Origin of the sequence: Zafaria cholistanensis (assembly GCF_008580665.1) — a bacterium.
Classification (GTDB): Bacteria; Actinomycetota; Actinomycetes; order Actinomycetales; family Micrococcaceae; genus Zafaria; species Zafaria cholistanensis.
This window is the reverse complement of record NZ_BKDJ01000001.1, coordinates 355316-378724: the sequence shown is the minus strand read 5'-3', so window position 1 is coordinate 378724 and position 23409 is coordinate 355316. Positions and strand designations below refer to the sequence as shown.

At 71.9% G+C, this 23409-nt stretch carries 17 protein-coding genes and 1 tRNA gene; 6 read left to right on the top strand and 12 right to left on the bottom strand.

What is annotated here, in order from left to right; all coding sequences use genetic code 11:
• The first annotated feature begins 21 nt into the window (after positions 1 to 21).
• From NCCP_RS01765 to NCCP_RS01750, 4 genes are read left to right on the top strand one after another with little or no spacing between them, the layout of a single operon-like run.
• Complete coding sequence (locus tag NCCP_RS01765) at positions 22 to 1023, top strand: Bug family tripartite tricarboxylate transporter substrate binding protein (RefSeq protein WP_149955361.1); 1002 nt, start codon at positions 22 to 24, stop codon at positions 1021 to 1023.
• Positions 1023 to 1526: a tripartite tricarboxylate transporter TctB family protein gene (locus tag NCCP_RS01760; RefSeq protein WP_149955360.1), complete on the top strand. Its 504-nt coding sequence runs from the start codon at positions 1023 to 1025 to the stop codon at positions 1524 to 1526. Before NCCP_RS01765 ends, NCCP_RS01760 begins: the two co-directional genes overlap by 1 nt.
• The gene (locus NCCP_RS01755) at positions 1526 to 3148 is read left to right on the top strand and encodes a tripartite tricarboxylate transporter permease (protein ID WP_149955359.1); all 1623 of its coding nucleotides are present in this window, start codon (positions 1526 to 1528) and stop codon (positions 3146 to 3148) included. Before NCCP_RS01760 ends, NCCP_RS01755 begins: the two co-directional genes overlap by 1 nt.
• Positions 3145 to 3534, top strand: coding sequence for a universal stress protein (locus NCCP_RS01750; RefSeq protein ID WP_149955358.1), 390 nt, complete (start codon positions 3145 to 3147; stop codon positions 3532 to 3534). The genes NCCP_RS01755 and NCCP_RS01750 overlap by 4 nt, the downstream gene beginning before the upstream one ends.
• Positions 3535 to 3644: 110 nt before the next feature.
• Here the strand turns inward: NCCP_RS01750 and NCCP_RS01745 are convergent, their stop codons facing one another.
• The 6 genes from NCCP_RS01745 to NCCP_RS01720 form a co-directional block, all read right to left on the bottom strand.
• Positions 3645 to 4460 carry a transglutaminase-like domain-containing protein gene (locus NCCP_RS01745; RefSeq protein ID WP_149955357.1) on the bottom strand — a complete coding sequence of 272 codons (816 nt, stop codon included), beginning with the start codon at positions 4458 to 4460 and terminating at the stop codon, positions 3645 to 3647.
• A 153-nt stretch (positions 4461 to 4613) separates the two neighbouring features.
• Complete coding sequence (locus NCCP_RS01740) at positions 4614 to 5747, bottom strand: cysteine desulfurase family protein (protein ID WP_149955356.1); 1134 nt, start codon at positions 5745 to 5747, stop codon at positions 4614 to 4616.
• A complete protein-coding gene (gene nadC, locus NCCP_RS01735) occupies positions 5744 to 6667 on the bottom strand; it encodes a carboxylating nicotinate-nucleotide diphosphorylase (protein ID WP_149955355.1) in 924 nt (307 codons plus the stop codon). The genes NCCP_RS01740 and nadC overlap by 4 nt, the downstream gene beginning before the upstream one ends.
• Positions 6664 to 8430 (bottom strand): L-aspartate oxidase, encoded by a 1767-nt coding sequence (locus NCCP_RS01730; protein WP_149955354.1) that lies wholly within the window; start codon positions 8428 to 8430, stop codon positions 6664 to 6666. Before NCCP_RS01730 ends, nadC begins: the two co-directional genes overlap by 4 nt.
• On the bottom strand, positions 8427 to 9698 hold the full coding sequence (nadA, locus tag NCCP_RS01725) for a quinolinate synthase NadA (protein ID WP_149955353.1): 1272 nt from the start codon (positions 9696 to 9698) through the stop codon (positions 8427 to 8429). Before nadA ends, NCCP_RS01730 begins: the two co-directional genes overlap by 4 nt.
• Positions 9695 to 10513 (bottom strand): NUDIX hydrolase, encoded by an 819-nt coding sequence (locus NCCP_RS01720; RefSeq protein WP_172627256.1) that lies wholly within the window; start codon positions 10511 to 10513, stop codon positions 9695 to 9697. Before NCCP_RS01720 ends, nadA begins: the two co-directional genes overlap by 4 nt.
• 137 nt (positions 10514 to 10650) lie before the next feature.
• On the opposite strand from NCCP_RS01720, the gene NCCP_RS01715 reads away from it, so the two are divergent.
• Positions 10651 to 11472, top strand: coding sequence for an alpha/beta fold hydrolase (locus NCCP_RS01715; RefSeq protein WP_149955352.1), 822 nt, complete (start codon positions 10651 to 10653; stop codon positions 11470 to 11472).
• 232 nt (positions 11473 to 11704) lie between these two features.
• On the opposite strand, the gene NCCP_RS01710 is transcribed toward NCCP_RS01715, so the two are convergent.
• The 3 genes from NCCP_RS01710 to NCCP_RS01700 all read right to left on the bottom strand — a co-directional run bounded on the left by NCCP_RS01710 (position 11705) and on the right by NCCP_RS01700 (position 17568).
• Positions 11705 to 13069: an MFS transporter gene (locus NCCP_RS01710; protein WP_149955351.1), complete on the bottom strand. Its 1365-nt coding sequence runs from the start codon at positions 13067 to 13069 to the stop codon at positions 11705 to 11707.
• Positions 13070 to 13219: 150 nt separating this feature from the next.
• The gene (locus tag NCCP_RS01705; protein WP_149955350.1) at positions 13220 to 16405 is read right to left on the bottom strand and encodes an AAA family ATPase; all 3186 of its coding nucleotides are present in this window, start codon (positions 16403 to 16405) and stop codon (positions 13220 to 13222) included.
• Complete coding sequence (locus NCCP_RS01700) at positions 16402 to 17568, bottom strand: exonuclease SbcCD subunit D (protein WP_149955349.1); 1167 nt, start codon at positions 17566 to 17568, stop codon at positions 16402 to 16404. Before NCCP_RS01700 ends, NCCP_RS01705 begins: the two co-directional genes overlap by 4 nt.
• 222 nt (positions 17569 to 17790) lie before the next feature.
• On the opposite strand from NCCP_RS01700, the gene NCCP_RS01695 reads away from it, so the two are divergent.
• A complete protein-coding gene (locus NCCP_RS01695; protein WP_149955348.1) occupies positions 17791 to 18711 on the top strand; it encodes an ADP-ribosylglycohydrolase family protein in 921 nt (306 codons plus the stop codon).
• A gap of 334 nt (positions 18712 to 19045) precedes the next feature.
• Here NCCP_RS01695 and NCCP_RS01690 read toward each other — a convergent pair.
• From NCCP_RS01690 to NCCP_RS01680, 3 genes are all read right to left on the bottom strand, one after another.
• A tRNA-Met gene (locus tag NCCP_RS01690) sits at positions 19046 to 19119 on the bottom strand.
• A 69-nt stretch (positions 19120 to 19188) separates the two neighbouring features.
• On the bottom strand, positions 19189 to 22167 hold the full coding sequence (locus NCCP_RS01685; protein ID WP_172627255.1) for a UPF0182 family membrane protein: 2979 nt from the start codon (positions 22165 to 22167) through the stop codon (positions 19189 to 19191).
• A gap of 155 nt (positions 22168 to 22322) precedes the next feature.
• Positions 22323 to 23339, bottom strand: a complete 1017-nt coding sequence (locus NCCP_RS01680; RefSeq protein WP_149955347.1) for a YlbL family protein — start codon at positions 23337 to 23339, stop codon at positions 22323 to 22325.
• Between the last annotated feature and the right edge of the window lie 70 nt (positions 23340 to 23409).

Genomic DNA, 23409 nt, shown 5'->3' with positions numbered 1-23409 from the left:
CAACGACGAAGGATTCCTCCCATGCGTGGAAAGACCTCCCTCCGACTGGCAGCCGCCGCCAGCCTCCTGATCCTCACCTCCACCGGCTGTGGCGTGACCGGTTCCGCTTCTTCAACCTCCGGCAGCGCCGCGGCAGGACCCATCGAAGACATGCGCATCCTGGTCCCGAACACCCCGGGCGGCGGCTACGACACCACGGCCCGCCGCGCGGCCAAGGTCATGCAGGATACCGGCATCGCCTCCAACATCGAGGTCTTCAACCTCGCCGGCGCCGGTGGCACGGTGGGCCTGGCCCGCGTTGTGAACGAGAAGGGCAATGGCGACCTCGGCATGCTCATGGGACTGGGCGTCGTGGGAGCCAGCTACACCAACGACTCCCCGGCCAAGCTCACGGACACCACTCCGCTGGCGAAGCTCATCGAGGAGCCGGGGGCCATCATGGTCCCGAAGGACTCGCCCTACCAGACCATCGAGGACCTCGTGGAGGCCTGGAAGCAGGATCCCTCCAAGCTGAGCGTCGGCGGCGGCTCCTCCCCGGGCGGCCCCGACCACCTGCTGCCGATGCAGCTGGCCCAAGCGGTCGGGATCGACCCGAAGGACGTCAACTTCGTCTCCTACGACGGCGGCGGCGACCTGCTGCCGGCGATCCTCGGCAACAAGATCGGTTTCGCCGCCTCCGGTGCGGGCGAATACATCGAGCAGATCGAGACGGGCGACATCCGCGTCCTGGCCACCAGCGGCGAAGAGCGCCTGGAGGGCGTCGACGCCCCGACCTTCAAGGAGGCCGGCATCGACCTGGTCTTCACGAACTGGCGCGGCATCGTTGCCCCGCCGCAGATCGAGGACGCCGACCGCCAGGAATGGATCGACGCACTGGAAAAGATGCACGCCACCCCCGAGTGGAAGCAGGAACTGAAGAACAACGGATGGACCGACGCGTTCGTCACGGGCGATGAGTTCAAGACCTTCCTGACCGAGCAGGACCAGCGCGTCGAGGACGTGCTGTCCGAACTGGGGCTCTAATGTCCGCCCTGACCACGCGGCTGAGAGGCAAGTCCGAACTTGGGATCGCCGCCCTGCTGGGGATCCTCGGGGCCGTGGTCCTGTGGGACGGCTTGCACCTGCAGACCACCTTTTCGCAGACGGACCCGGTGGGGCCGCGCACGATGCCCATCATCGTCGCCGGCATCCTGCTGGTCTGCGCGGTGCTGCTCGCGGTCAACGTGTTGCGCGGAGGCAGCGGCGAGGCCGAGGAGGGGGAGGACGTCGACCTGACGCACCCGAGCGACTGGCGGACGCTCCTCCCCCTGGTCGGGGCGTTCGTGCTGAACATCGTGCTCATCGACGTGGTCGGCTGGGTAATCTCGGGGGCCCTCATGTTCTACATCAGCGTGTGGGCCCTCGGGAGCCGCCGCTATGTCCGCGACGCGCTGATCTCCCTGGCCCTGTCGCTGGCCACGTTCTACGGTTTCTACCTCGGCCTCGGCATCCCCCTGCCGGCCGGTCCCCTGGAAGGAGTGCTCTGATGGAGACACTCAACCTGCTGATGCAGGGCTTCGCCACGGCGGCGACGCCGATGAACCTGCTTTTCGCCCTGGTCGGAGTCGTGCTCGGCACCGCCGTCGGCGTCCTGCCGGGCATCGGCCCGGCCATGGCCGTCGCCCTCCTGTTGCCCGTGACGTACAACCTGGAGCCGACCAGTGCCTTCATCATGTTCGCCGGTATCTACTACGGGGGCATGTACGGCGGGTCCACCACGTCGATCCTGCTGAACACCCCGGGCGAATCGGCCACGGTCATCACCGCCATCGAGGGCCACAAGATGGCCAAGGCCGGGCGTGCCGCGCAGGCACTGGCCACCGCCGCCATCGGCTCCTTCGTCGCCGGCACCATCGGCACGGCCCTGCTCGTGGCGTTCGCGCCACTGGTCGTCAAGTTTGCGGTCAGCCTGGGTGCGCCCACATACCTGGCCATCATGGTGCTCGCCCTTATCGCTGTGACCGCGGTCCTCGGCTCATCCAAGCTGCGCGGCTTCGCGTCCCTGGGCATAGGCCTCGCCATCGGCCTGATCGGGCTTGACCCGGTGTCCGGCCAGCAGCGCCTCATCTTCGGCCAGCCGCTGCTCATTGACGGCCTGGACATCGTCGTGGTCGCCGTCGCGATCTTCGCCGTGGGCGAGGCCCTGTGGACCGCGGCGCACCTGCGCCGCAAACCCATGAGCACCATCCCCGTGGGGCGGCCCTGGATGGGCAGGCAGGACTGGAAGCGCTCCTGGAAGCCCTGGCTGCGCGGCACCGCGTACGGCTTCCCGTTCGGCGCGCTGCCGGCCGGCGGCGCCGAGATCCCGACCTTCCTGTCCTACATCACCGAGAAGAAGCTCTCCAAGCATCCGGAGGAATTCGGACACGGTGCCATCGAAGGCGTCGCCGGACCGGAAGCGGCGAACAACGCCTCCGCCGCCGGCACCCTCACCCCCATGCTGGCCCTGGGCCTGCCGACCAACGCCACCGCCGCGGTCATGCTGGCGGCCTTCATCCAGTTCGGCATCCAGCCCGGCCCGCTGCTGTTCGAAAAGGAACCGGACCTGGTCTGGGCGCTGATCGCGAGCCTGTTCATCGGCAACACTCTGCTGTTGCTGGTCAACCTGCCGCTGGCCCCGATGTGGGCCAAGCTGTTGCGGCTGCCGCGCCCCTACCTCTATGCCGGCATCCTGTTCTTCGCGACCCTCGGTGCCTACGCGGTGAACCTGCAGGCGTTCGACCTGGTCATCCTGCTGGTCCTCGGCTCGCTCGGATTCGCCATGCGCCGTTATGGCCTGCCGGTCCTGCCCCTGATCATCGGGCTCATCCTCGGCCCGCGGGCCGAGGAGCAACTGCGCCAGTCGCTGCAGCTCAGCGGCGGCGAGATCTCCGGGCTCTGGAGCGAGCCGCTCGCCATCGTCATCTACTGCATCGTGGTCGTGGTCCTCCTGCTGCCGCTCATCATCGCCCTGGTCCGCAAGGCACGCGGAGGACGGCCCTCCACGCTGGAGGAAGTGACCATGGGGGCAACCCCCGAGGCCGCTGAACACCACGCCGTTCACCGCAGCGCCGGCACCCGGAACCCGCAGGACACAGAGAATGCCACCGAAAACAAGGAGAAGGTGTGAGCGTCGTCGTCGGCTACATCCCCACCCCGGAGGGCGAGGCCGCCCTCGAGCGGGCCATCAGGGAGGCCCGCTCCGGCGGCACGCTCCTGGTCGTCGTCAACACCTCCCGCGGTGATGCGCTCGTGGACCAGAGGTTCATCCAGCAGCAGCAGGCGGAGAACCTGGCCCGGCGGCTCGAGGCCGAAGGCGTCGAGCACCTCCTGCTCCAGCCCCTCCGCGGGCACGACCCGGCCGAGGAGGTCCTCGAAGCGGCCCGTGAACACCACGCCGACCTGGTCGTGATCGGACTCCGGCGCCGGAGCCCGGTAGGGAAGCTGATCCTCGGCAGCACCGCCCAGCGGATCCTGCTGCAGGCGGAGGCACCGGTGCTCGCCGTCAAGGCCTGAGCCCCCTGCCGGGAGGCTCCCGGCAACAATGCACGTGAACGGCCCGCCGCGGCCGGGTCCCGGGACCCGGCCGCGGCGGGCCGTTCTATTGCGGGCCGTTCACTTACGGGTCAGCGCAGGATGACGGGGATCCCGGCGCCGGGGTCGGCGGAATCCCCGGCTGCTGCATCCCAAGCCGCGTCCACCTTCAGTTCGGTCAGGCGCAGCGAGCCGGCCACGGTGGAGAGGAATGCGGTGTCCGAAGCATCGGCGCCGGTGGAGATGCGCAGCAGGCCCTGCCGCGGGGCCAGTCCGGTGGCGTCCACCACGTGCCAGGCACCGTCCACATAGGCCTCCACGACCGCGTGGAAGTCCATGGGATCCAGTCCGGGGGCGTAGCAGGCGGCCAAGCGGGCGGGCACGTTCTTGCCGCGCAGCAGGGACGCGACCAGGTGGGCGTAGTCGCGGCACACACCGCGCCGGGCCAGGAGGGTGTCCACGGCCCCGTCGATGGGGCGGGAGGAACCGGGCACGTAGGCCAGTTCGGCCGCCACCCACTCGCGCACCGCGTGCAGCAGCTCCACGCCCTGCAACGCGCCGAACTCGGCGTAGGAGGTCGGCAGCAGCTTGTCGGACTCGCAGTAGCGCGAGGGGCGCACGTAGCGGATCAGGTCCGCCGGGTCCGCCACCGGGGAATCGGCCTGGCCGCCGACCTCGGCACGGTATTCGAAGACGACCTCGGCCGCCTCCGGGGTGTCCAGTACGTGGAATCGGCCGCCGTGGTGGTCGGCGACCTCGGTGACGGAAGCGGGGACGCCGTCGATGGTGACGGCCAGGTCCTCGGCAAAGGAATCATAGCCGGGGTCGCGCACGGCGGCGACGGCGTATACCAGCCGGGTTCCGGGCTGGGTGCGCGCCACCAGGCGCGAGGAAACGGTCCTGTTCATGGGGGGTGTCCTGCGGGTCGAAGGGGGCTTGCCGGAACGGATCGGCCCGGCCCGGCGTGCCTCCCAGCGTACTGCCTGCCGCGGTCCGCCCCACCCACCCGGGAATACCGCAGCCTCCCCCGGTATGCCGCCGCCCGGCACCGCGCGGGCCCGCTAGAGCCCGGCGACCGCTTTCACGGCCGCCACCGTGGCGCGGGCCGCCTGCGCGATCTCCGCCTCCTTCACCCCGCGGGTGAAGCTGAGCCGGACCGCGGTCTGGGCTGTGTCGGCGTCGTACCCCATCGCCAGGAGCACCGGCGAGGGGTCCGTGGACCCGGCGTGGCAGGCCGAACCGGAGGAGCAGACCACGCCGCGGCGCTCCAGCTCCAGCAGCACCGCCTCCCCGGAGGTGCCCGGGAAGCAGAAGGAGACGATCCCCGGAACCCGCTCGGTGGGGTGCCCGGTGAGCAGTGCCGCCCCGTCCAGGCCCTGGAGCACGTGCTCGGCCAGGAAGCGGCCGTAGCCTTCGGCCGCCCCGCCGGCGGAGGCTTCGGCGGCCAGCTTCAGGGCGGTGGCCGTGGACACGGCCCCGGCCACGTTCTCCGTTCCGGAGCGGCGGCCGCGTTCCTGCCCGCCGCCGTGCAGCACCGGTTCGGCCTCGAGCCGGCCGCGCAGGTAGAGCAGGCCCGAGCCCTTCAGCCCGCCCAGCTTGTGCCCGGAGACGCTGAGCGCATCGGTGGCCGCCGCCAGCGGGGCCAGGTCCATCCAGCCGGCCGCCTGCACGGCGTCGGTGTGCACCAGCGCGCCCACGGCACGGGCGGCCGCGGCCGCCTCCGCCACCGGCTGGATGGTGCCGACCTCGTTGTTCACGGCCATCACGGAGAGCAGGGTGGTGTCCGGGCGCAGCGCCGCGGCCACCCGCCCGGGCTCCACCCGCCCGTGGCGGTCCACCGGAACCACGTCCAGGGCGAAGCCGTGGTGGCGGACCAGGTAGTCGGCCGTTTCGCGCACCGAGGAGTGCTCGACGGCGGTAATCACCAGGTGCCGTCCGCGCGGGTTGGCCAGGGCCAGCCCCTTCAGGGCCAGGTTGTTCGATTCGGTGCCGCCGGAGGTAAAGACGATGTCCCCCGCGCGCACGCCCAGCACGGCGGCAGCCAGCGTGCGTGCGTAGTCCAGGGCGCGGGCCGCGGTTTCGCCCACGGTGTGCCGGCTGGAGGGGTTGCCGAACTCGGTGGTCAGCAGCGGCCACACCGTGTCCAGGATCTCGGGGCGGACCGCGGTGGTGGCGGCGGCGTCGAGGTAGATCACCAGGCACCGCCCGCCTGCGCCGCACCGTCCGCGTCTGCTGCCGTGTCCAGGCGAAAGTCCAGCCCCAGGTCCAGGGCCCGCACGCTGTGGGTGAGCGCTCCGGAGGAGATCACGTCCACGCCGGTGGCGGCGATGGCGGCCACGGTGTCCGGGCGCACGTTGCCGGAGGCCTCCACCAGGCAGCGTCCGGCGACCCGGCGCACGCCCTCGGCCAGGTCCGCCAGGGAGAAGTTGTCCAGCATGACGGTGTCCACGCCGGCGGAAACGACGGCCTCCAACTGGTCCAGCCGGTCGATCTCCACCTCGAAGTGCACGGTGTGTCCCAGCCGGGCGCGCGCCTCGCGCAGGGCCCGGGTCAACTGTTCGCCCCCGCCCAGCAGGGCCAGGTGGTTGTCCTTGGCCATGACCGCGTCGGAGAGCGAGTCGCGGTGGTTGAACCCCCCGCCGCAGCGCACGGCGTAGCGCTCCAGCACCCGCAGTCCGGGGGTGGTCTTGCGGGTGTCCGCGATGCGTGCCCCGGTCCCGGCGGCGGCCTCGGCGTAGGCCCGGGTGGCGGTGGCAATGCCGCTGAGGCGCTGGAGCAGGTTCAGGCCCACGCGCTCGCCGGCGAGCAGGCCGCGCGCGTTGCCGCGGGCGGTGGCCAGCACGTCCCCGGCGGAGAACGCCTGGCCGTCGGCGATCCGGGCTTCGACCGCAAGGGTGGGATCGGTCAGCTCCATGGCGGCACGGAAAGCGTCCAGCCCGGCGCAGATGCCGGGCTCGCGGGCCACGACGTCGGCGGTGGCGGTCGCCCCGGCCGGGATCAGCACGGCCCCGGTGAGGTCCCCGGTGGGGGCGTCCTCGGCGAGCGCGGCGGCCACGATGGGCTCCAGCACGCGGGCGGGCACGGGGTAGGGGGCGGGCGTGAAGGCGGTGCTCATGCGGTGGCGGGTCCTGTCTGGGTGGTGGTGCGGCGGACGAATCCGTGGCGGGCGGCGGTGGCGGGCGGCTGGGGGTGGTCGGTGCGGCAGTGCGCGCCCAGGGAATTCTCCCGCAGCGCGGCGGCCGAGGCGACGACCCGGCCAAGGACCAGCAGGTTGGACAGTTCGACGGCGGTGCGGCCGGCGTCCTGCGGCCCGCGGACGCGGTGGTGGTCGGCCTGCAGCCGCGCCAGCCGGTCCGCGGCGGCGCGCAGCCCGGCGGCGTCGCGTTCCACGCCCAGCCCGGTGCCGGTGACCGCGTGCAGGTCGGCCAGGTCTGGAGGGGCCGGGTGTGGACGGGCCGGGCCTGCCGGGGCGGTGTCCAGCGCGTGCACCCCGGCCAGGGCTTCCGTCGCGGCCGCGGAACCCGGCGCTTCGGTGTCCGGCGCGTGGGGATCCAGTGCGGCGACGGCCCGCCAGGCGTAGACCAGTGCCTCGAGCAGCGAGTTGGAGGCCAGCCGGTTGGCGCCGTGGACGCCGGTACAGGCGGTTTCCCCGGCGGCCAGCAGCCCCGGGACAGTGGTGCGCCCGGCGCCGTCGGTCAGGACCCCGCCCATCCAGTAGTGCTGGGCCTCGGCCACCGGCACCGGGGCGGTGGCGAGGTCGAAGCCAAGTTCGGCGAGCCGGGCGGTGATCGCGGGGAAGCGGCGGGCCAGGAACCCGGCCCCGCGGACGCGCTCGACGCCGGTCGCGTCCAGGTGCACGGCGCCGGTGGCCGCGCGGGTACGGTGGATGGCGCGGGCAACGACGTCGCGCGGGGCCAGTTCCGCGTCCGGGTGCACGTCCGGCATGAAGCGGCGCCCGGTCCCGTCCAGCAGCACCGCCCCTTCCCCGCGCACGGCCTCGGACACCATGAAGGGCCCGTGCGGAACCAGCGTGGGGTGGAACTGGACGAACTCGGCATCGGCCAGCACGGCCCCGGCCTCCCAGGCCAGCGCCGCACCGTCGCCGGTGGCGCCGGACGGGTTGGTGGTTTGCGGGTAGAGCGCGCCAATGCCGCCGGTGGCCAGCAGCACGACGTCGGCGCGCACCTCCTCTGCGCAGCCCTCCTCCCCCGCACCCGCGCCCAACGGGTCCCGCTCCCCCGCCCCGGACATCCCGGACACCCCGGCGCCGCGGGCCCCGGCACCGGCGGCAACCAGCTCGCGGGCGCCGGCCCGCTGGCCGGTCCGCTGGCCTGCACGGAGCAGCCGCACGCCGGCGACCCGGCCGGCGTCGTGCAGCAGGGCGGTGACGAACGCGCCCTCGCGGATCTCCAGCCGCCCCTGCGCCTCAAGCCGGCGGCAGGCGGCAATCAGGGCGCGGGAGAGGGCGCGCCCGGTGGCGTCGCCGCCGGCGTGCAGGATGCGCGGATGCGCGTGCGCGGCCTCCAGGCCCAACAGGTAGCGCGTTCCGGTGGCGTCGGTGTCGAACGCGGAGCCCAGCGCGGCCAGGCGCCGCACCTGCGGCCAGGCGGCGGCGCAGAGCAGCCGCACGGCGCCGGCGTCGTTCAGCCGGGCCCCGGCGCGCAGGGTGTCGGCGACGTGCTGCTCAACCGAGTCGCCGGCGGCTGCCCCGTCCGGGCCCACGGCCGCGAGCCCACCCTGGGCGTACCAGGAGTTGGAATCCTGCAGCCGGTCCTTGGTCAGCAGGACCGCGGCGTGGCCGCGTTCGGCGGCGGCCACGGCGGCATAGAGCCCGGCCACCCCGGATCCGACGATCGCCAGCGACGGGCGCCTGGTCACGGCCGGGCCGCCAGCATCCGCTCGAGGGCCGTGCGCGCGTCGGCCGCGACGCCCTCATCGACGGTGATGCGGTTGACAACGCGCCCGGCCACCAGCTCCTCCAGGACCCAGGCCAGGTAGCCCGGGTGGATGCGGTACATCGTCGAACAGGGGCAGATCACCGGGTCCAGGCAGAAGATGGTGTGCTGGGGGTACTGGGCGGCGAGCCGGTTGACCATGTTGATCTCGGTGCCGATGGCGAACGTGGACGGCTCGGTGGCGGCGGCGATGGCCTTTTGGATGAAGTCGGTGGAGCCGGCCGCATCGGCGGCATCCACGACCGGCATCGGGCACTCGGGGTGCACGATTACCCGGACCCCGGGGTGCTCGGCGCGGGCCTTGTCGATCTGGGCCACGGTGAAGCGCTTGTGCACGGAGCAGAAGCCGTGCCACAGGATCACCCGGGCCGTCTCGAGGGTTTCGGCGGTGTTGCCGCCCAGGGCCTTGCGCGGGGTCCACATCGGCATTTGCTCCAGCGGGATGCCCATGGCCTTGGCGGTGTTGCGGCCCAGGTGCTGGTCGGGGAAGAAGAGGACCCTCTGGCCGCGCTGGAAGGCCCACTCCAGCACGGTGGCCGCGTTGGAGGAGGTGCACACGATGCCTCCGTGGCGGCCGACGAAGGCCTTCAGCGCGGCGGAGCAGTTCATGTAGGTGACCGGGATGACCGGGACGCGTCCTTCCGCGTCGGGCTCGGTGCCGTAGAGCTCCTCAAGCTGTTCCCAGCACTCCTCCACGGAGGACTCGTCGGCCATGTCCGCCATGGAGCACCCGGCGGCCAGGTTGGGCAGGATCACGGCCTGCCCGTCGCGGGAGAGCACGTCGGCGGTTTCGGCCATGAAGTGCACCCCGCAGAAAACGATGTATTCGGCCTCCCGCCGGGTCAGGGCCGCGTTAGCCAGCTGGAAGGAGTCCCCCACGAAGTCGGCGAACCGCACCACCTCGTCGCGCTGGTAGAAGTGCCCCAGCACCACCACGCGCTCGCCCAGGGTCTCCTTGGCGGCAAGGATGCGGGCAAAAAGTTCCTCGTCGGAGGCCTCGCGGTACTCGGCGGGGATTTCGCCCTGGCGCGGGGTGGCGGCCGGGGCCTCGTCGAAGCGGGAGGCGCCGGGGCCGTAGGCGGGCGCCCCGGCGTCGAAGGCCCACGGGGCCTTGGCCAGGTCCGTGCCGCAGGTGGATTCCGGGGTCCGGGAAAGGACCAGGCGCTGGATGGTGCTGTTGACGCTGCTCATGGTGTGTCCGTCTCGTGGAGTGCTGGGTGGTGTTCTGGGTGGGATGCCTGCCGGGGTGGCGCCGCCTGGGCGGGGTGCTGCGGGAGGGGAGGACCGGTGGCGGCCGGGGTGGTGTCCCCGGTGTACCTGTACAGGCGTGGAGGGCGGTGCTTGCCCCCCTGGAGGAACTCGTCGGTGGCCTCGATGTCCGGGGTGCCGCGCAGCTGACGGCGGAAGTTGGCCGGATCCAGGGCCCGTCCCAGGACGGCCTCGTAGACCTCGCGCACCTGGGCCAGCGTGAAGCGCTCGCCCAGCAGCCGGTGCGCGATCGAGCCGTACTCGACCTTGTTGCGCAGGCGCCACAGCGCGTACTCCACGATCTGGCGGTGGTCGAAGGCCAGGTCCGCGAGGACAGCGGGGTCTTCGGCGCGGTACCAGGCCACGTTGGGGTCCTCGCGGAGCGCCCCGCCGGGGCCTGCTCCCCCGGGGGCCGGTCCGTCCCCGCGCACCAGCGCCCAGTAGACGATGGACACGACCCGGCGGGAGGGCGAGCGGTCCAGCCCGCCGAACGCGTAGAGCTGTTCGAGGTACTGCGGGACCAGGCCCGTAGTGGCCAGCAGGTTGGCGGCCGCGGCGTCCTGCAGGGACTGGCGGGCGCCCAGGGGCCCGCCCGGCAGCGCCCACCGTCCCTTGAACGGTTCACGGGTCCGGCGCACCAGCGGCAGCCAGAGCGTCTTGCGCCCCACGTTCCCGTCCTCACGCAGCGCAAAGATCACGGTCGAGACGGCCAGCGCCGGGGGCTGTTCACGCCGCTCGGCCACGTTTGCGTAGTCCATCCCCACTCCTCCCTCGCCCCGCCACTTATTGTCAAACTGACTATAACTCAGGGCAGGCCCCGGCGGCATCCCCCGGCAATCCGGGCCGCCCGTGGGGCCCGTTGAGCCGTTCCCCGGCTTCGGCATACGGTAGGCCCATGGGTACGCATCGCGAGCATCTGGTCGAAGGATCCCCCAACGCGCTGACCGTAAAGGTCTACGAGCCCGCCCGGGACGCGGGCCTGCGCCCGGTGCTGCTGCTGCACGGCTTCGCCTCGTCCACTGCCCTGAACTGGGAAAACACCGGATGGATCCGCGCGCTGACCGACGCCGGCCGCCGGGTGATCGCCGTCGACCTGCCGGGGCACGGGGCCAGCCCCGCCCCGGAGGAGCTGGACGCGTACACGCCCAGCCGGATCCGTGCGGACCTGCTGCAGACCCTTCAGGACTGCCATGTGCGGCCGCTGCGGGATGGGGACCCCACCTCCGGGGTGGACGTGGTGGGCTACTCGCTGGGGGCGCGCCTGGGCTGGGAATTCGGCGGCACGCAGCCGCAACTGGTGCACCGGATGGTCCTGGGCGGCCCTGCCAGCTCCGACCCCCTGGCGGACTTCGACCTGGCCGCAGCGCAGCGCTTCCTGGCCGACGGGACCCCGATCATGGACGCCTCGACGGCGGATCTGCTGCGGATGGCCCAGCTGGCCCCCGACAACGACCTGTTCGCCCTGCTGAGCATGGTCGAGGCCATCAAGGCCGAACCGTTCGACCCTGCCCACACCGCGCCCTCCATGCCGGTGCTGCTCATTGCCGGGGAACGGGACACCCTCGCGGAGACCATGCCCCAGCTGTCCCTGCTGCTGGCCGGGCGCGGCACGAAGGCCGCCGAGCGGCGGATCGCCGGACGCGACCACGCCAGCACCCTGACCTCGCGCGATTTCAAGCAGGCGGCGATCGACTTCCTCGGCGCCGCGCAGGACTGATTCAGCCCCCGCCCCTGCCGGCGGCAGGAGACGGGGGCTGGCCCGCGGACACAACGGAAGCGGCCGGCGGCTTCCCGTGGGAATCCGCCGGCCGCTTCCGTGCCCTGGTTCGCACCCTGGTCCGCACCCTGAATCCGCGCACCCTGGATCCGGCAGCGGCTCGTCGGCTACCGGGTTGGTCGCATAACGGGGGTGTTCGGGTACGGACCGGGACCCCGCCCGGGGTCCGGGCCTAGCTGGCCTTGATGCGCGGGGACGTGGAGGCCTCCCCGCCGGCGTGCAGGTCCACGCCCTTCGGCTCCTTCACGAAGGAGACGGCGACCAGCGAGATCACCGCGGCCACGGCGATGTAGACGCCCACGCTCCACGAGACCCTGAACTCGTTCATGAGCAGCTCAGCGATCATCGGAGCGAAAGCCCCGCCGACGATGGCCCCCAGCGCATAGCCGATCGAGACGCCGGAGAAGCGCACGCGGGCCGGGAACATCTCGGCGTAGAGCGCCGCCTGCGGCCCGTAAGACAGGCCCAGGCCCACAGTGAGGACGAACAGCGCGACGAAGTACAGAAGGATGTTCTTGGAGTCGATCAGGAACCACATTGGCACAGCCCACAGGGCCAGCAGGAGATAGCCGATCTGGAAGGTGCGCACGCGGCCGATCCGGTCCGAGAGCCTGCCGCCGTAAAGGGTGAAGATGAGCCAGCCGAAGGAGGCCAGGGTGGTGGCCAGCAGCACCGTCCCGCGGTCCATGCCCAGGCCCAGCTTCTCGACAGGGCGCGAGGCGTAGGTGGCGAAGAACGCGATGAGCAGGTAGCCGGCGGCGTTGTTGGCCAGGAAGATCAGCGCGGTCAGGACAACCTGCTTGCTGTTGGTGCGGAACAGCTGGCGCAGCGGAGCCTCGGACTCCACGTGCTGCTGCTGCATCTGCTTGAAGACCGGGGACTCCTCCACGGCCTTACGGATGATGTGGCCCACCACGATGAGCACGATCGAGAAGATGAACGGGATGCGCCAGCCCCAGGCAAGGAACGCGTCGTTGCCGAGCAGGGTGATCAGCAGCCAGACGGTGAAGGTCGCCAGGATCATGCCGCAGGGGACCCCGATCTGCGGGAAGGCGCCGAAGAACCCGCGCTTGTTGGTGGGAGCGTGCTCGACGGACATCAGCGCCGCGCCGCCCCACTCGCCGCCGGCGGAGAAGCCCTGCAGGACGCGCAGCAGGATCAGCAGGATGGGCGCGAGCACCCCGATCTGGGAGTAGGTGGGCAGCAGGCCGATCAGCGAGGTGGCCGCGCCCATCAGGATCAGCGTCGCCACCAGGACCTTCTTGCGCCCGAACCGGTCCCCAAGGTGGCCGGCGACGATCGCGCCGAGCGGACGGAACAGGAAGGAGATGCCGATGGTGGCGAAGGAAAGCACCTGGGCCAGGCCGGGGTTCTCCGCGGCCATCGGGGCCAGGAACAGAGGGGCCAGCACCAGGCCCGCGGCCTGCGCATAGATGAAGAAGTCGTACCACTCGATGGTGGTGCCGACCAGCGTGCCGGCGAGGACCTTGCGCTCTTCCGCGCGGTTCCTCCCCGCCGAGGGGATGGTAGAGGCCATGGGAACTCCGTTATCGGGCGCATCTCTGCGCATCCATTACTAACGACCATTCGGTCAGTTAGTGTGACTTGCATCATCATAGCCACAAATCCGCCCCTGGTTCACATCACCCCCGACATTCTCCCGGGATCGGCGGCGGATGCGCCTCCGTCAGAAGGCCCCGGCCATATCGAGCGCCAGGCCCAGCCGCGAGCCCTCCCTGCCCTTGGTCACGTGCAGCTGTGCGGGGATGCGCTGCTTCATATCCGCGACATGGCTGACCAACCCCACCACCCGCCCGCCCCGGCGCAGGCCGTCGAGCGCGTCCATGACCTGTTCCAGCGTGCGTTCGTCGAGCGAACCGAAGCCCTCATCGACAAAAAGCGTTTCCATGTCGATGCCTCCCGATTCCTGCTGCACGACGTCGGCCAACCCCAGCGCGAGCGCCAACGAGGCCATGAAGGACTCCCCGCCGGACAGGGTCGAGGTATCGCGCCGCTGCCCGGTCCAGGCGTCCACGACGTGCAGGCCCAGCCCGGACTTGTTGTTGCCCTTCTTGGAGTCGTCGTGGATTAGCGCGTAGCGGTCGCTGGTCATCACCAGCAGCCTTTCGGTGGCCGCGGCGGCAACCGCCTCAAGCCGGGCGGCCAGGACGTAGGTAGACAGGGTCATTTTGTACTGGTTCTCCCCGCCGCCGCGCACCAGCTCGGCCACGGAGCGCACGGTGGCGTAGCGTTCCAGCGCCGGCCCCTGCGCGTCGACCAGTCCCGCAATGCGGCGCGAGGCCGCGGCGCAGCGTGTGCCGAAAGCTTCCAGCACCGCCAGTGACCGCAGCGCGGCGTCCCGCCCCTCCGCAGCCCCTGCGGCACGCCCGGCGGCCTCCTCCAGTTCGGCCTGGGACGGGGCTCCCACCCCCCGGGCCACCTCCGCCCGGGCGCGAACCACGGGTGCGGCCTCCTCCAACGCGGCGAGGCGGATGTCTTCGTCCTCGTGGTCCTGGACCCTGGCGGCAGCCTGGGCCAGCAAATCCGCCGGCAGCAGGGCGGCACGCTGGTCCTCGACGGAGCCGAACCCGGCTTCCGCCAGCGCCTCCAACCAGCGCGCCCGCGCGCCGGACACGGCCGTCCGGGCCTCGCCCAGCCGGCGCGCGGCCACTTCCAGTCCCGCCAGCGCCTCGGCCGCCCCGGCCAGCGCCGTATGCCGCTCGCGCAGGCTGGCATGGCCGGCGCGCAGCCCCTCAAGCTTGCCGTCCAGTTCGCGGCGGCGTGCCTCCAACTGCCCCAGCGTTGCCTCCGCGGCCGCGATGGCAGCCTGTCCGGCCGCCACCCGTTCGGCCGCGGCTTCGGCTCCCCGTTCAGCCCCGGCAAGCGCGGCCCGGGCCGCACCCAGCGCGGATGAGGCAGCCTCCGCCGTCGCGGCGGCCTCCTCCGCCGCGGCCAGGGCGGCCTCGGCGTCGTCTTCCGGCAGGTCCCCGGCGCGGGCCAGGACCCGCGCCAGATCGTCGCGCGCCGCATCGAGCGCCGCGCGGTCGCGGGCTTCCCGGGCCTCGGCAGCCTCAAGGCGTTGCCGGGCCCGCTCGTGGTCCTCCTGCCCCACGGCTTCGCCCTCGGGCAGCCCGGCCGGGGCGGGGTGTTCGGCGGATCCGCACACCGCGCACGGTTCCCCGTCCACGAGTTTGGCGGCCAGTCCGGCCGCGGCCTGGGCCAGCTCCAGCCGCCCCACTTCCAGCAGCTCCCCGCGCCGGTCCAGGGTGTCCTTGCGGCTGGCCAGCAGCGCCTCCTCGGCACCGGCCACGGCCGCCTGGACGCCGGGGCGTTCGCGGACGGCGGCCAGGACCCCCGCGGCGGCGTCGCGGGCCGCCTCCAGCGCCCCGCGGGAAGCCCCGGCCACCACCAGGCGGTCCACCTCGGCCCTCAGCCCGGGCAGGCCGGCCTGGGCACCGTCGCGGGCCGTGCGGGCCGCGGCGACGGCCTCCCGACCGGCCGCCAGCCCGTCCCGTTCGTCCGCGATCCGCAGGTCAAGTTCCCGGAGCGCGTCCTCGTCCGGCAGGGCCGCGGCAAGCACGGCGGCCTCCTCCGTGGCGGCCTGGGCCGCCACGGAGGCAGCCAGCGCCAGCGCGCCGGCTTCCTCCGATGCCCCGGATTCCTCCCCTGCACCGGCTTCCTCCCATGCACCGGGCCGGTCCGCGACCACCGCACCGGCGTCGGGGACGGTCCCGTCCGGGGACGCGGCCTCAAGGTGGCCGCGCGCCGGCTCATCGGCCGCAACGCGGGCCGCGGCGCGCTCAAGCAGCAGTGCGGCCTCACCGGCGTCGTCTTCGGCCCGGGCCAGCGCCTCGGCCAGCGGCACGACGCCGGCGGCCCGGGCGTGCGTCCCCAGCCGGGCCCGCAGCCCGGCGACTTCCTCCGTTGCGGCCGCGTGGCGGCCCCGGCGCTCCTGGAGCTCGGCGAGCTGCCGGTGGTCTTCGGCCCGCTGGCGAATGGCCTCGAGGCCGGCCCGCGCCGCCCGGTCCAGGGCCTCGGCCGCGCCGGCCGTTTCCCGCACCTCGTCCATGCGCCGGGCCAGCCGGTCCCCCACCGAGGCCACCAGTCCCAGCGCCGGGTGGCGGGCCGGCCCGTCCGGGCCCGGCTCCTCCGGGGCTGACTCCCCTGCAGCCGAGTCCTCCGGGGCAGGGTCCTCCCCCAAGGTGGCGCCGGCGTCTTCGCGCAGCTGCCCGACGGCGGCTTCCAGCGTGCGCTCGGCCTGCTCCGCGGTGGCGCGGACCTCGGCCAGCTGCACGGCCAGCAGCCGTTCGACGGCCGCATAGGTGGAGGTGTCGAAGAGGCGCTTGAGGAGGTCCTCGCGGTCCTTGTCCTTGGCGCGCAGGAACGCGGCGAACTCGCCCTGCGGCAGCATGGCGACCTTGGTGAACTGGTCCTTGCCCATGCCCAGGACGGCGATGAGTTCGGCGGAGACTTCGTCGTTGCGGGTGGACCGTTCCACCCACTCCCCGCGCACCAGTTCCCGGAGCCGGCTCTGGGCCTGCTGCCTGGTGGTTCCTCCGCCACGCTTGGCCGGGCGGTCCCAGGCCGGCGAACGGGTGACCTCGAAGCGGCGGCCCCCGGTGCTGAACTCGCAGAGGACCTCCGGCGCGGCACACGCGGCGGCATGGTCGCTGCGCAGCCGGGTGGAGCCCTCGCGGGCGCCGGGCAGTCCGCCGTAAAGGGCGAAGCAGATCGCGTCCAGGACACTGGTCTTGCCGGCGCCGGTTTCCCCGTTGAGCAGGAACAGCCCCGCGGCGGAGAGTTCGTCGAAGTCGACGCTCTGGCGGTCGGCGAAGGGCCCGAAGGCCTCGATCTCCAGGCGGTGGAACCTCATCGGGACACCGCCTCGGACGCGGCTTCGGCCAGTACCTCCACGAGCAGTCCCGACTCCGCCTCGTCGGTCCCGCGCTGGCGCACGTGCTCGACGAACCCGCAGCAGACCTCCAACGGGTTCCGCGCCTGGGCGAGGCGTTCGCCGTAGCTGCGCTCCGGCTCCTCCTTGCGCCCCTGGGGATCGAAGTGCAGCACCAGGGTCTCCGGGAACCGCTCGCGCAGGCGTTCCATGGCCCGTGCCGGACGGTCAGTGTCGGTGAGCGTGATCTGGCACCACGCGGTTTCCGCCCAGGCGAGTTCCGGATCGGCCAGGAGTTCCCCCAAGTCCCCGCGCAGCACGGCCAGCGGCTGCGGGCACGGCCATTCGACCGCCCGCACCGAGTGGAGCCCGCCGGCGTCGAAGTCCACCAGCAGGCCTCCCTTGGACTGGCCGGCTTCCCCGAAGGAGTACGGCAGGGGGGATCCGCAGTAGCGGACCGACTCGGCCAGCCGTTGCCGGCCGTGCAGGTGGCCCAGCGCCGCGTAGTCGAAGTCCTCGAAGTAGGGCACCGGAACGGCGTCCAACCCGCCCATGCTCAGTTCCCGCTCGCTCTCCGCCGGAATGCCCCCGGCCGCGAAAACGTGCGCCATGACCAGCGAGTGCACGGGCCGGTCCGCATCGGCGCGGCGCTGGCGCAGGTCCGCGCGGACGCGGTCCAGGGCCGCGGCGACCACGGCCGGGTGACGGGGCTCCCCGGCACCGAGCCGGGCCGCCACCATGCGCGGCTCCAGGTAGGGCAGGCCGTATACGGCCACGTCAAAGCCTTCTCCATGGAACAGCGCCGGCCTGTCCAGGTCCTCGACCCGGGTGCGCAGGTGCAGCCCGGCGGCAGCGAAGAGCCGTCCGCCAAACCCCAGCCGCGTCGCGGAATCATGGTTGCCGCTGGTCACCACCACCTGCGCCCCGGCCTCCCGCAGGCGCACCAGGGTTTCGTCGAACAGGGTGACGACGTCCACTCCGGGAAGGGCGCGGTCGTACACGTCGCCGGCCACGAGGACCACGTCCACGGAATGTTCCAGGACGGTCTCCACCAGGGCGTCGGCGAACCCGCGCTGCGCGTCGAGCAGGCCCGCGCCATGGAAGGAGCGGCCCAAATGCCAGTCGGAGGTGTGCAGCAATCGCATGCGGCCAACCCTACCGGGGTGCTCCGACAGTCGGGACACGGAGGTGGGGCACGGAGCCGGGCCCGGAGGCCGGGCCCCCGTCCGGCGTCCCCACGGATCCCACCCGGCGTCCCGCCGGTTTCCGTCCCCGCCTCGCCCTGCCCGGGGCCCGCGGCCTGGACTTTTCTGGCGGCCTGGACTTTTCTGGCGGCCTGGACTTTTCAGGCGGCCTAAACTTTTCCGGTGACCGAAACTCCCGCATCCGCGACCCCCGCATTCCCGACCCCCGAGTTCCCCGACCGCGTCCTGGCGGTGCTGGCCGCGACGGCAGCCGCCCCGCGGCCCGGCCCCCGCCCCGGCGCCGAGGCCTCCCTCCAGCTCTTCCTCCTCGACGGCCTGCTTGAAGCCCTGGAATGGGCCAACGACGGCATTGCCGCCGACGAGGCCGCCTGCATGTGGCTCGCCGGCCTGCGCTGGCACCGCGCAGTGACCGGTGCCTTCCCGGACGGCGCCCCGGAGCCGCTGCCGCGGTGGATCGACGAGGCCTTCGGCCCGGCCCTGGCGGCCGGCACCGAGCCGGGCGATCCCGCCAACGTCGCGGGCCTGTCCGCGTCCGCGATGGGCACCACCTCGCACCCGCCGGCCGGGCAGGCCGACGGCCCCGGCGTGCTGGCCCGCGCCGCCGGCATCGCCCTGCTGCCGCTCGTGACTACGGAAACCACCACGAAGCTGGCCGTGGACGCGGCGGTACTCACGCACGGCTCCCCCGCCGCATGGGAGGCCGCCGCGGCTGCGGCACGCCTGGTCCGGGCGGCGCTGGACGGACGCGCGGCGGCCCTGGCTGCGCTCGGGGAACTGGCTGCGCTCGGGGAACTGGCTGCGCTCGGGGAGCCGGCTGGGGAGGATTCCGCGGGAACCGCGTGGGCGGCCGTCCACGGCGCGGCAAGGGCAGCCGCAGCGGCCCTGGCCGACACATCCCTGGAGCCGGCGGAGGCCTTCGCGGTGGCCGGGGCCGGCGCTCCGGCAGGCAGTGCCGCACTGGCGGGCATCGTGGTGGCCGCCGCCCTGGGAACCGCTGCGGTGCCCCCGGGTTGGGAAACGGCGCCGGAAGGCCCGGTCATCGCCGAGCTGGCCGCCCGCTGGACCAGGGTCATCCTCGGCTAGGAAGACGGTCCCCCACGGGGGTCCGGGGCGGGATCCCTCCCGCCCCGGACCCCGTCCCGGAGGCCCCGTTCCGCTCCAGGCCCGGTTCCGCTCCAGGCCCGGTTCCGCTCCAGGCCCGGTTCCGCTCCAGGCCCGGTTCCGCTCCAGGCCCGGTTCCGCTCCAGGCCCGGTTCCGCTCTAGGCCCGGTTCCGCTTCAGGCCCGCGCAAACACCGGCGCACGCCCCTGGGAGCGCCGGAAGCGTGGGGACTTCCGGAAGCGTGGGGACTGCCGGAAGCGTCGGGGAACGCCGAAGGCCCCCGACCTGGTTTCCCAGGTCGGGGGCCTTCTTCTCGTTGCGGGGAGAGGATTTGAACCTCTGACCTCCGGGTTATGAGCCCGGCGAGCTACCGAACTGCTCCACCCCGCGGCGTGAGATCAATCCTCTCACACCGGGGGCGGAAACGTGAAATCGGTGCTTCGGGGCCCGTTCCGGGGCCTACTGCCCGGCGGGCGGAGCGGGGGTTTCGCCGCTGGCCGCGGCGATCTCCTCCTCCGCGGCCAGCGCGTCCTCGATGGCCTGCTGCAGCTTCCGCTGCTCTTCGCCGTACTTGGCGAAGTCGCTCGCGGCGAGCGCGGCCTGGCCGGCCTGGATGGCCTCGTTGGCCGCCTCCAGCGCCTCCGCAAGCCGCTGCTGGGCGGATTCGGGAACCGCCGGGCCGCCTCCGGCGTCCGGGGCCGCGCCCGGGTCCTCGCTGGTGACCGCACCCGAGGAGCCCTTGAAGAGCTGGTCCAGGGCGTCGGAGAGGGTGTCGGCGAAGCCGACCTCGTCGCCGAAGGACACCAGCACCTTGCGCAGCGTCGGGTAGGCGGTCTGCCCCGTGGACTGGACGTAGACAGGCTGCACGTACAGGATGCCGCCGCCCACGGGCAGCGAGAGCAGGTTGCCGTTCTTGACCGTCGAGGCCCCCTGGCGCAGGAGGTTCAGCTGGGTGGAGACTTCGGTGTTGGAGTCGAAGTTCTGCTGCGCCTGTCCGGGTCCGGGAACCACGGTGGAGCGCGGCAGCTCCAGCAGGCGCAGGGTGCCGTAGCCCTCGGCCTTCACCCCGTCCTCGCCGGTGCCGGCGTCGGCCTCGGCGGACAGGAAGCCGAACAGCACGTTGCGCTGCTGCCCCCCGGTGGCCGTCTGCGGGATGAACGTCGAAGTCAGGGAGAAGGTTTCAGCCTCCTGGGTCGGCATCTTCAGCGACAGGTAGTACGGAGGCTGCTTGACCGCGGCGTTGGACTGGGTCGGGTCGTTCGGGACCGCCCACGCGTCGTTCGAGTCGTAGAAGCTGTCCGGCTCCGTGACGTGGTACTGGCCGAGCAGCTCGCGCTGGACCTTGAAGAGGTCCTCCGGGTAGCGCACGTGGTCCATCAGCTGGGCGGACATTTCCGCATACGGCTTGATGGTGTTCGGGAAGGCCTTCTGCCAGGCCTGCAGCAGCGGTTCCTCCGGCTCCCACGCATACAGCGTGACGGAGCCGTCGTAGGCGTCCACGGTGGCCTTGACGGAGTTGCGGATGTAGTTGACCTCGCCGGTGAGGGCGCTGGCGCGGGTGCCTCCGGTGAGCGAGTCGGTCACCGCCGACTCCAGCTGCTCGGCAGTGGAGTACGGGTAGTTGTCGCTGGTGGTGTAGGCATCGACGATCCACTTGACGCGGCCGTCCACGATGGCCGGGTAGGCGTTCGAGTCCACCGTCAGGTACGGGGCGACCTTCTCGACGCGCTCCTTGGGGGTGCGGTCGTAGAGGATCTGCGACTCGGAGTTGATCGCGTCGGAGAGCAGCAGGTCGGTGGAGCCGAACTTCATCGCATAGACCAGGCGGTTGAACTGGTTGCCCACGCTGGGTCCGCCGTTGCCGTTGAAGGTGTTGCGGGTGTCCTCGCCCTCGGTGCCGCTCTGCGGGCGGTCCAGCTCGCGCGGCTCCCAGCCCTCGGGGCCGCCGACAATCGAGTATTCGGGCGAGTACTCGCCGAAGTAGATGCGTGGCTCGTAGGTGCTGTCGCTGCCGAGCACGCCGGCGGTCGGAATGCCCTTGAGCATGAAGTCGGGACGGCCGCCGGAGGCCACCTTGGCGCCGTAGGCGGCGACCACGCCGTAGCCATGGGTGTAGGTGATGTGCTGGTTGACCCAGCTCTCGGTGGTGTCCACGCTGACCTCGCGGACGGCGATGACCGTGTCTTCCGTCTTGCCGTCGACGTCGTAGCGGTCCACGTTCAGCGTGTCCGTGAACTTGTAGTAGGTGCGGAACTGCTCCAGCTGGGCGAACGCGTCGGAGACGAGGTTCGGGTCCAGCAGGCGGATGTTCGTGGTGGTGGCGCGGTCCTGGGCCAGGGCGTTCTTCTGCGCGTCGACGGTGGCGTTGTAGGGCGTCACCTCGAGTTCGGAAAGGCCGTAGGCGGCCCGCGTCATGTTGATGTTGTGGGCGATGTACTCGCGTTCCATCGACTTCTCGGACGGGCGGACCTGGTACTGCTGGACGATGAACGGGTAGATGCCGCCGGCGACCACCGCGGTCACCACGAGCATGGCGCTGCCGACCAGCGGCAGCTTCCACCGCCCGAGGATGGCGCCGATGATGAAGAGGATCGCTACCAGGATCGCCGCGACGGCCAGGATCGTCTTGGTGGGGATGACGGCGTTGACGTCGGTGTAAAGCGCGCCGGCGACGCGGCCGCCCTGGTTGTTCAGCGTGGCGAAGCGGTCAAGCCAGTAGTTGGCTGCCTGCAGCAGCAGGAACAGGGCAACGGCGACGGCGATGTGGACGCGCGCGGCCTTGCTGATGAAGACGCCGCCGCGCTCCTCGATGCGGATGCCGCCGTAGAGGTAATGGGTAAGGAGTCCGGCGATCCCCGAAATGAGCACCACCGACACCAGGTACCCCACCACCAATCCCAGGAACGGGAGGGTGTTCAGATAAAAGCTCAGGTCCATCCCGAAGACGGGATCGGTCTGGCCCACCGGAACCTGGTTGAAGAAAAGCAGCGCTTCCTTCCACTGGGAGGTCACCGCCGCGGCGGCGAACGCACCGAGCACCACCGGGATGCCGACCATGAGCAGCCGCCGGATCGGCTCCAGTTGCGACTGGTAGCGGTGCAGGCTGTCCCGCGTCTGGATGTCGGGTGCATAGACCGGGCGGGTCCGGAAGGCCACCCGCAGGCTGACCCAGACGGCGCCGGCCATCAGCAGGAAGGCCGCGACAAACAACGCGGCCTTGGTCAGGTTCTCCATCCAGAACACCGAGGTGAAACCCAACTGGTCGTACCAGAGGATATCTGCGTAGACGTTCGCGAAGACCACGAAGGCCGCCACCAGGACACCAATTGCCACGATCGTGGGCAGCAGCGGGGACGGGCGGCGCGGGGGTTGGGTCCCGTTCTCGCCGCCGGGGCCTTGGGGGCGCCCACCGAAGGGACTGTCAGATCCGAAACTCACTCTTCAACCTCATCGTCGTAAACGGGTTTTGCCGCCCGGCCAAGGCACGGCTTGGGACCATTCTGCCTTGGCGGCGGCCGCAGCACCGAAAAAGACATTCGGGGACGCCGATCGTAAGGCGATCGTGACTAGGAATCATAGGCAGCGACTGGAAATCATGGGCAGGCCGGCAGCGAGGCGGCGTCCTTCCCGGCGGCGACACCCTCCACCGCGGCGCGCGCCTCCGCCAGCGTCGCGACCTTCAACACCGTGAGCCCGTCGGGGATGCGGCCCGCCACGGCAGCGCAGTTTTCGGCGGGGGCCAGGAAGTACTCGGCGCCGAGCGAACGGGCGCCGGCCATCTTTTGGGCGATGCCCCCGATGGCCCCGACGTTGCCGTCGGCATCGATCGTGCCCGTACCGGCGAAGTGCCTGCCGCCGGTGAGTTCGCCTGGGGTCAGCGTGTCCACCACCCCGAGCGCGAACATCATGCCGGCACTGGGCCCGCCCACGTTGTCCAGGTCGAAGCTGACCTGGAACGGGAAGTCGTAGGTGGTCTGCAGGTACACGCCGAGTTGGCGCTGCCCGTCCTCGCCCGCCGTGGTCGCGGCCTCGACGGTACGTGGCTCGCCGCCGCGTTCGATCCCCAGGGCCACCGGCGCGTCCCCCGCCGCCTGCAGCTCCTCGCGCAGCATGGCCAGGTCCGTGATCGGCGTGCCCCCGATGCTGGCGAGCACGTCCCCGACGCCGAGCACGCCCTCGTTGGTCGGGGCGGCCAGGCCGGCGACGGAGAGCTTCTGTTCGTAGGCGATGCCCAGGTTGCCGAGCGCGGCGGCCACCGCGACGGACTGGGAGTCGGCCATTTCCTGGGTGTTCTGTTCGCTGACCTGTTCGCCGCTGACCCCGCGCCGGTACACCGCCTCTTCCGGCAGCACGTCCTGGGACGGGTCGAGCCATCCCTGCAGCACCTCGAACGTGGACACCTCGCGTTCCGGCCCCCCGCTGACGTACACGGTGGTCAGGTCCAAGCTTCCGCTGGTCGGAAAGGTTTCGTGCCCCTGCACGCGGATCACGGCGGTCCCGTCGACGCTGCCGAGGGTGTTGATGGCCGGGCCCGGAGACTCCACGACGAAGGGCGCCGGCAGCGCCAGCGCGACGAACCCCAGGACGACGGCGGCAGTGGTGGCCCCCATGAGGGTCCTGCTGGCGCGGCCGGACTTTTCGGCGCGCGCGGGCGGCCCGGCGGCGGGCGGCGGCGGACTG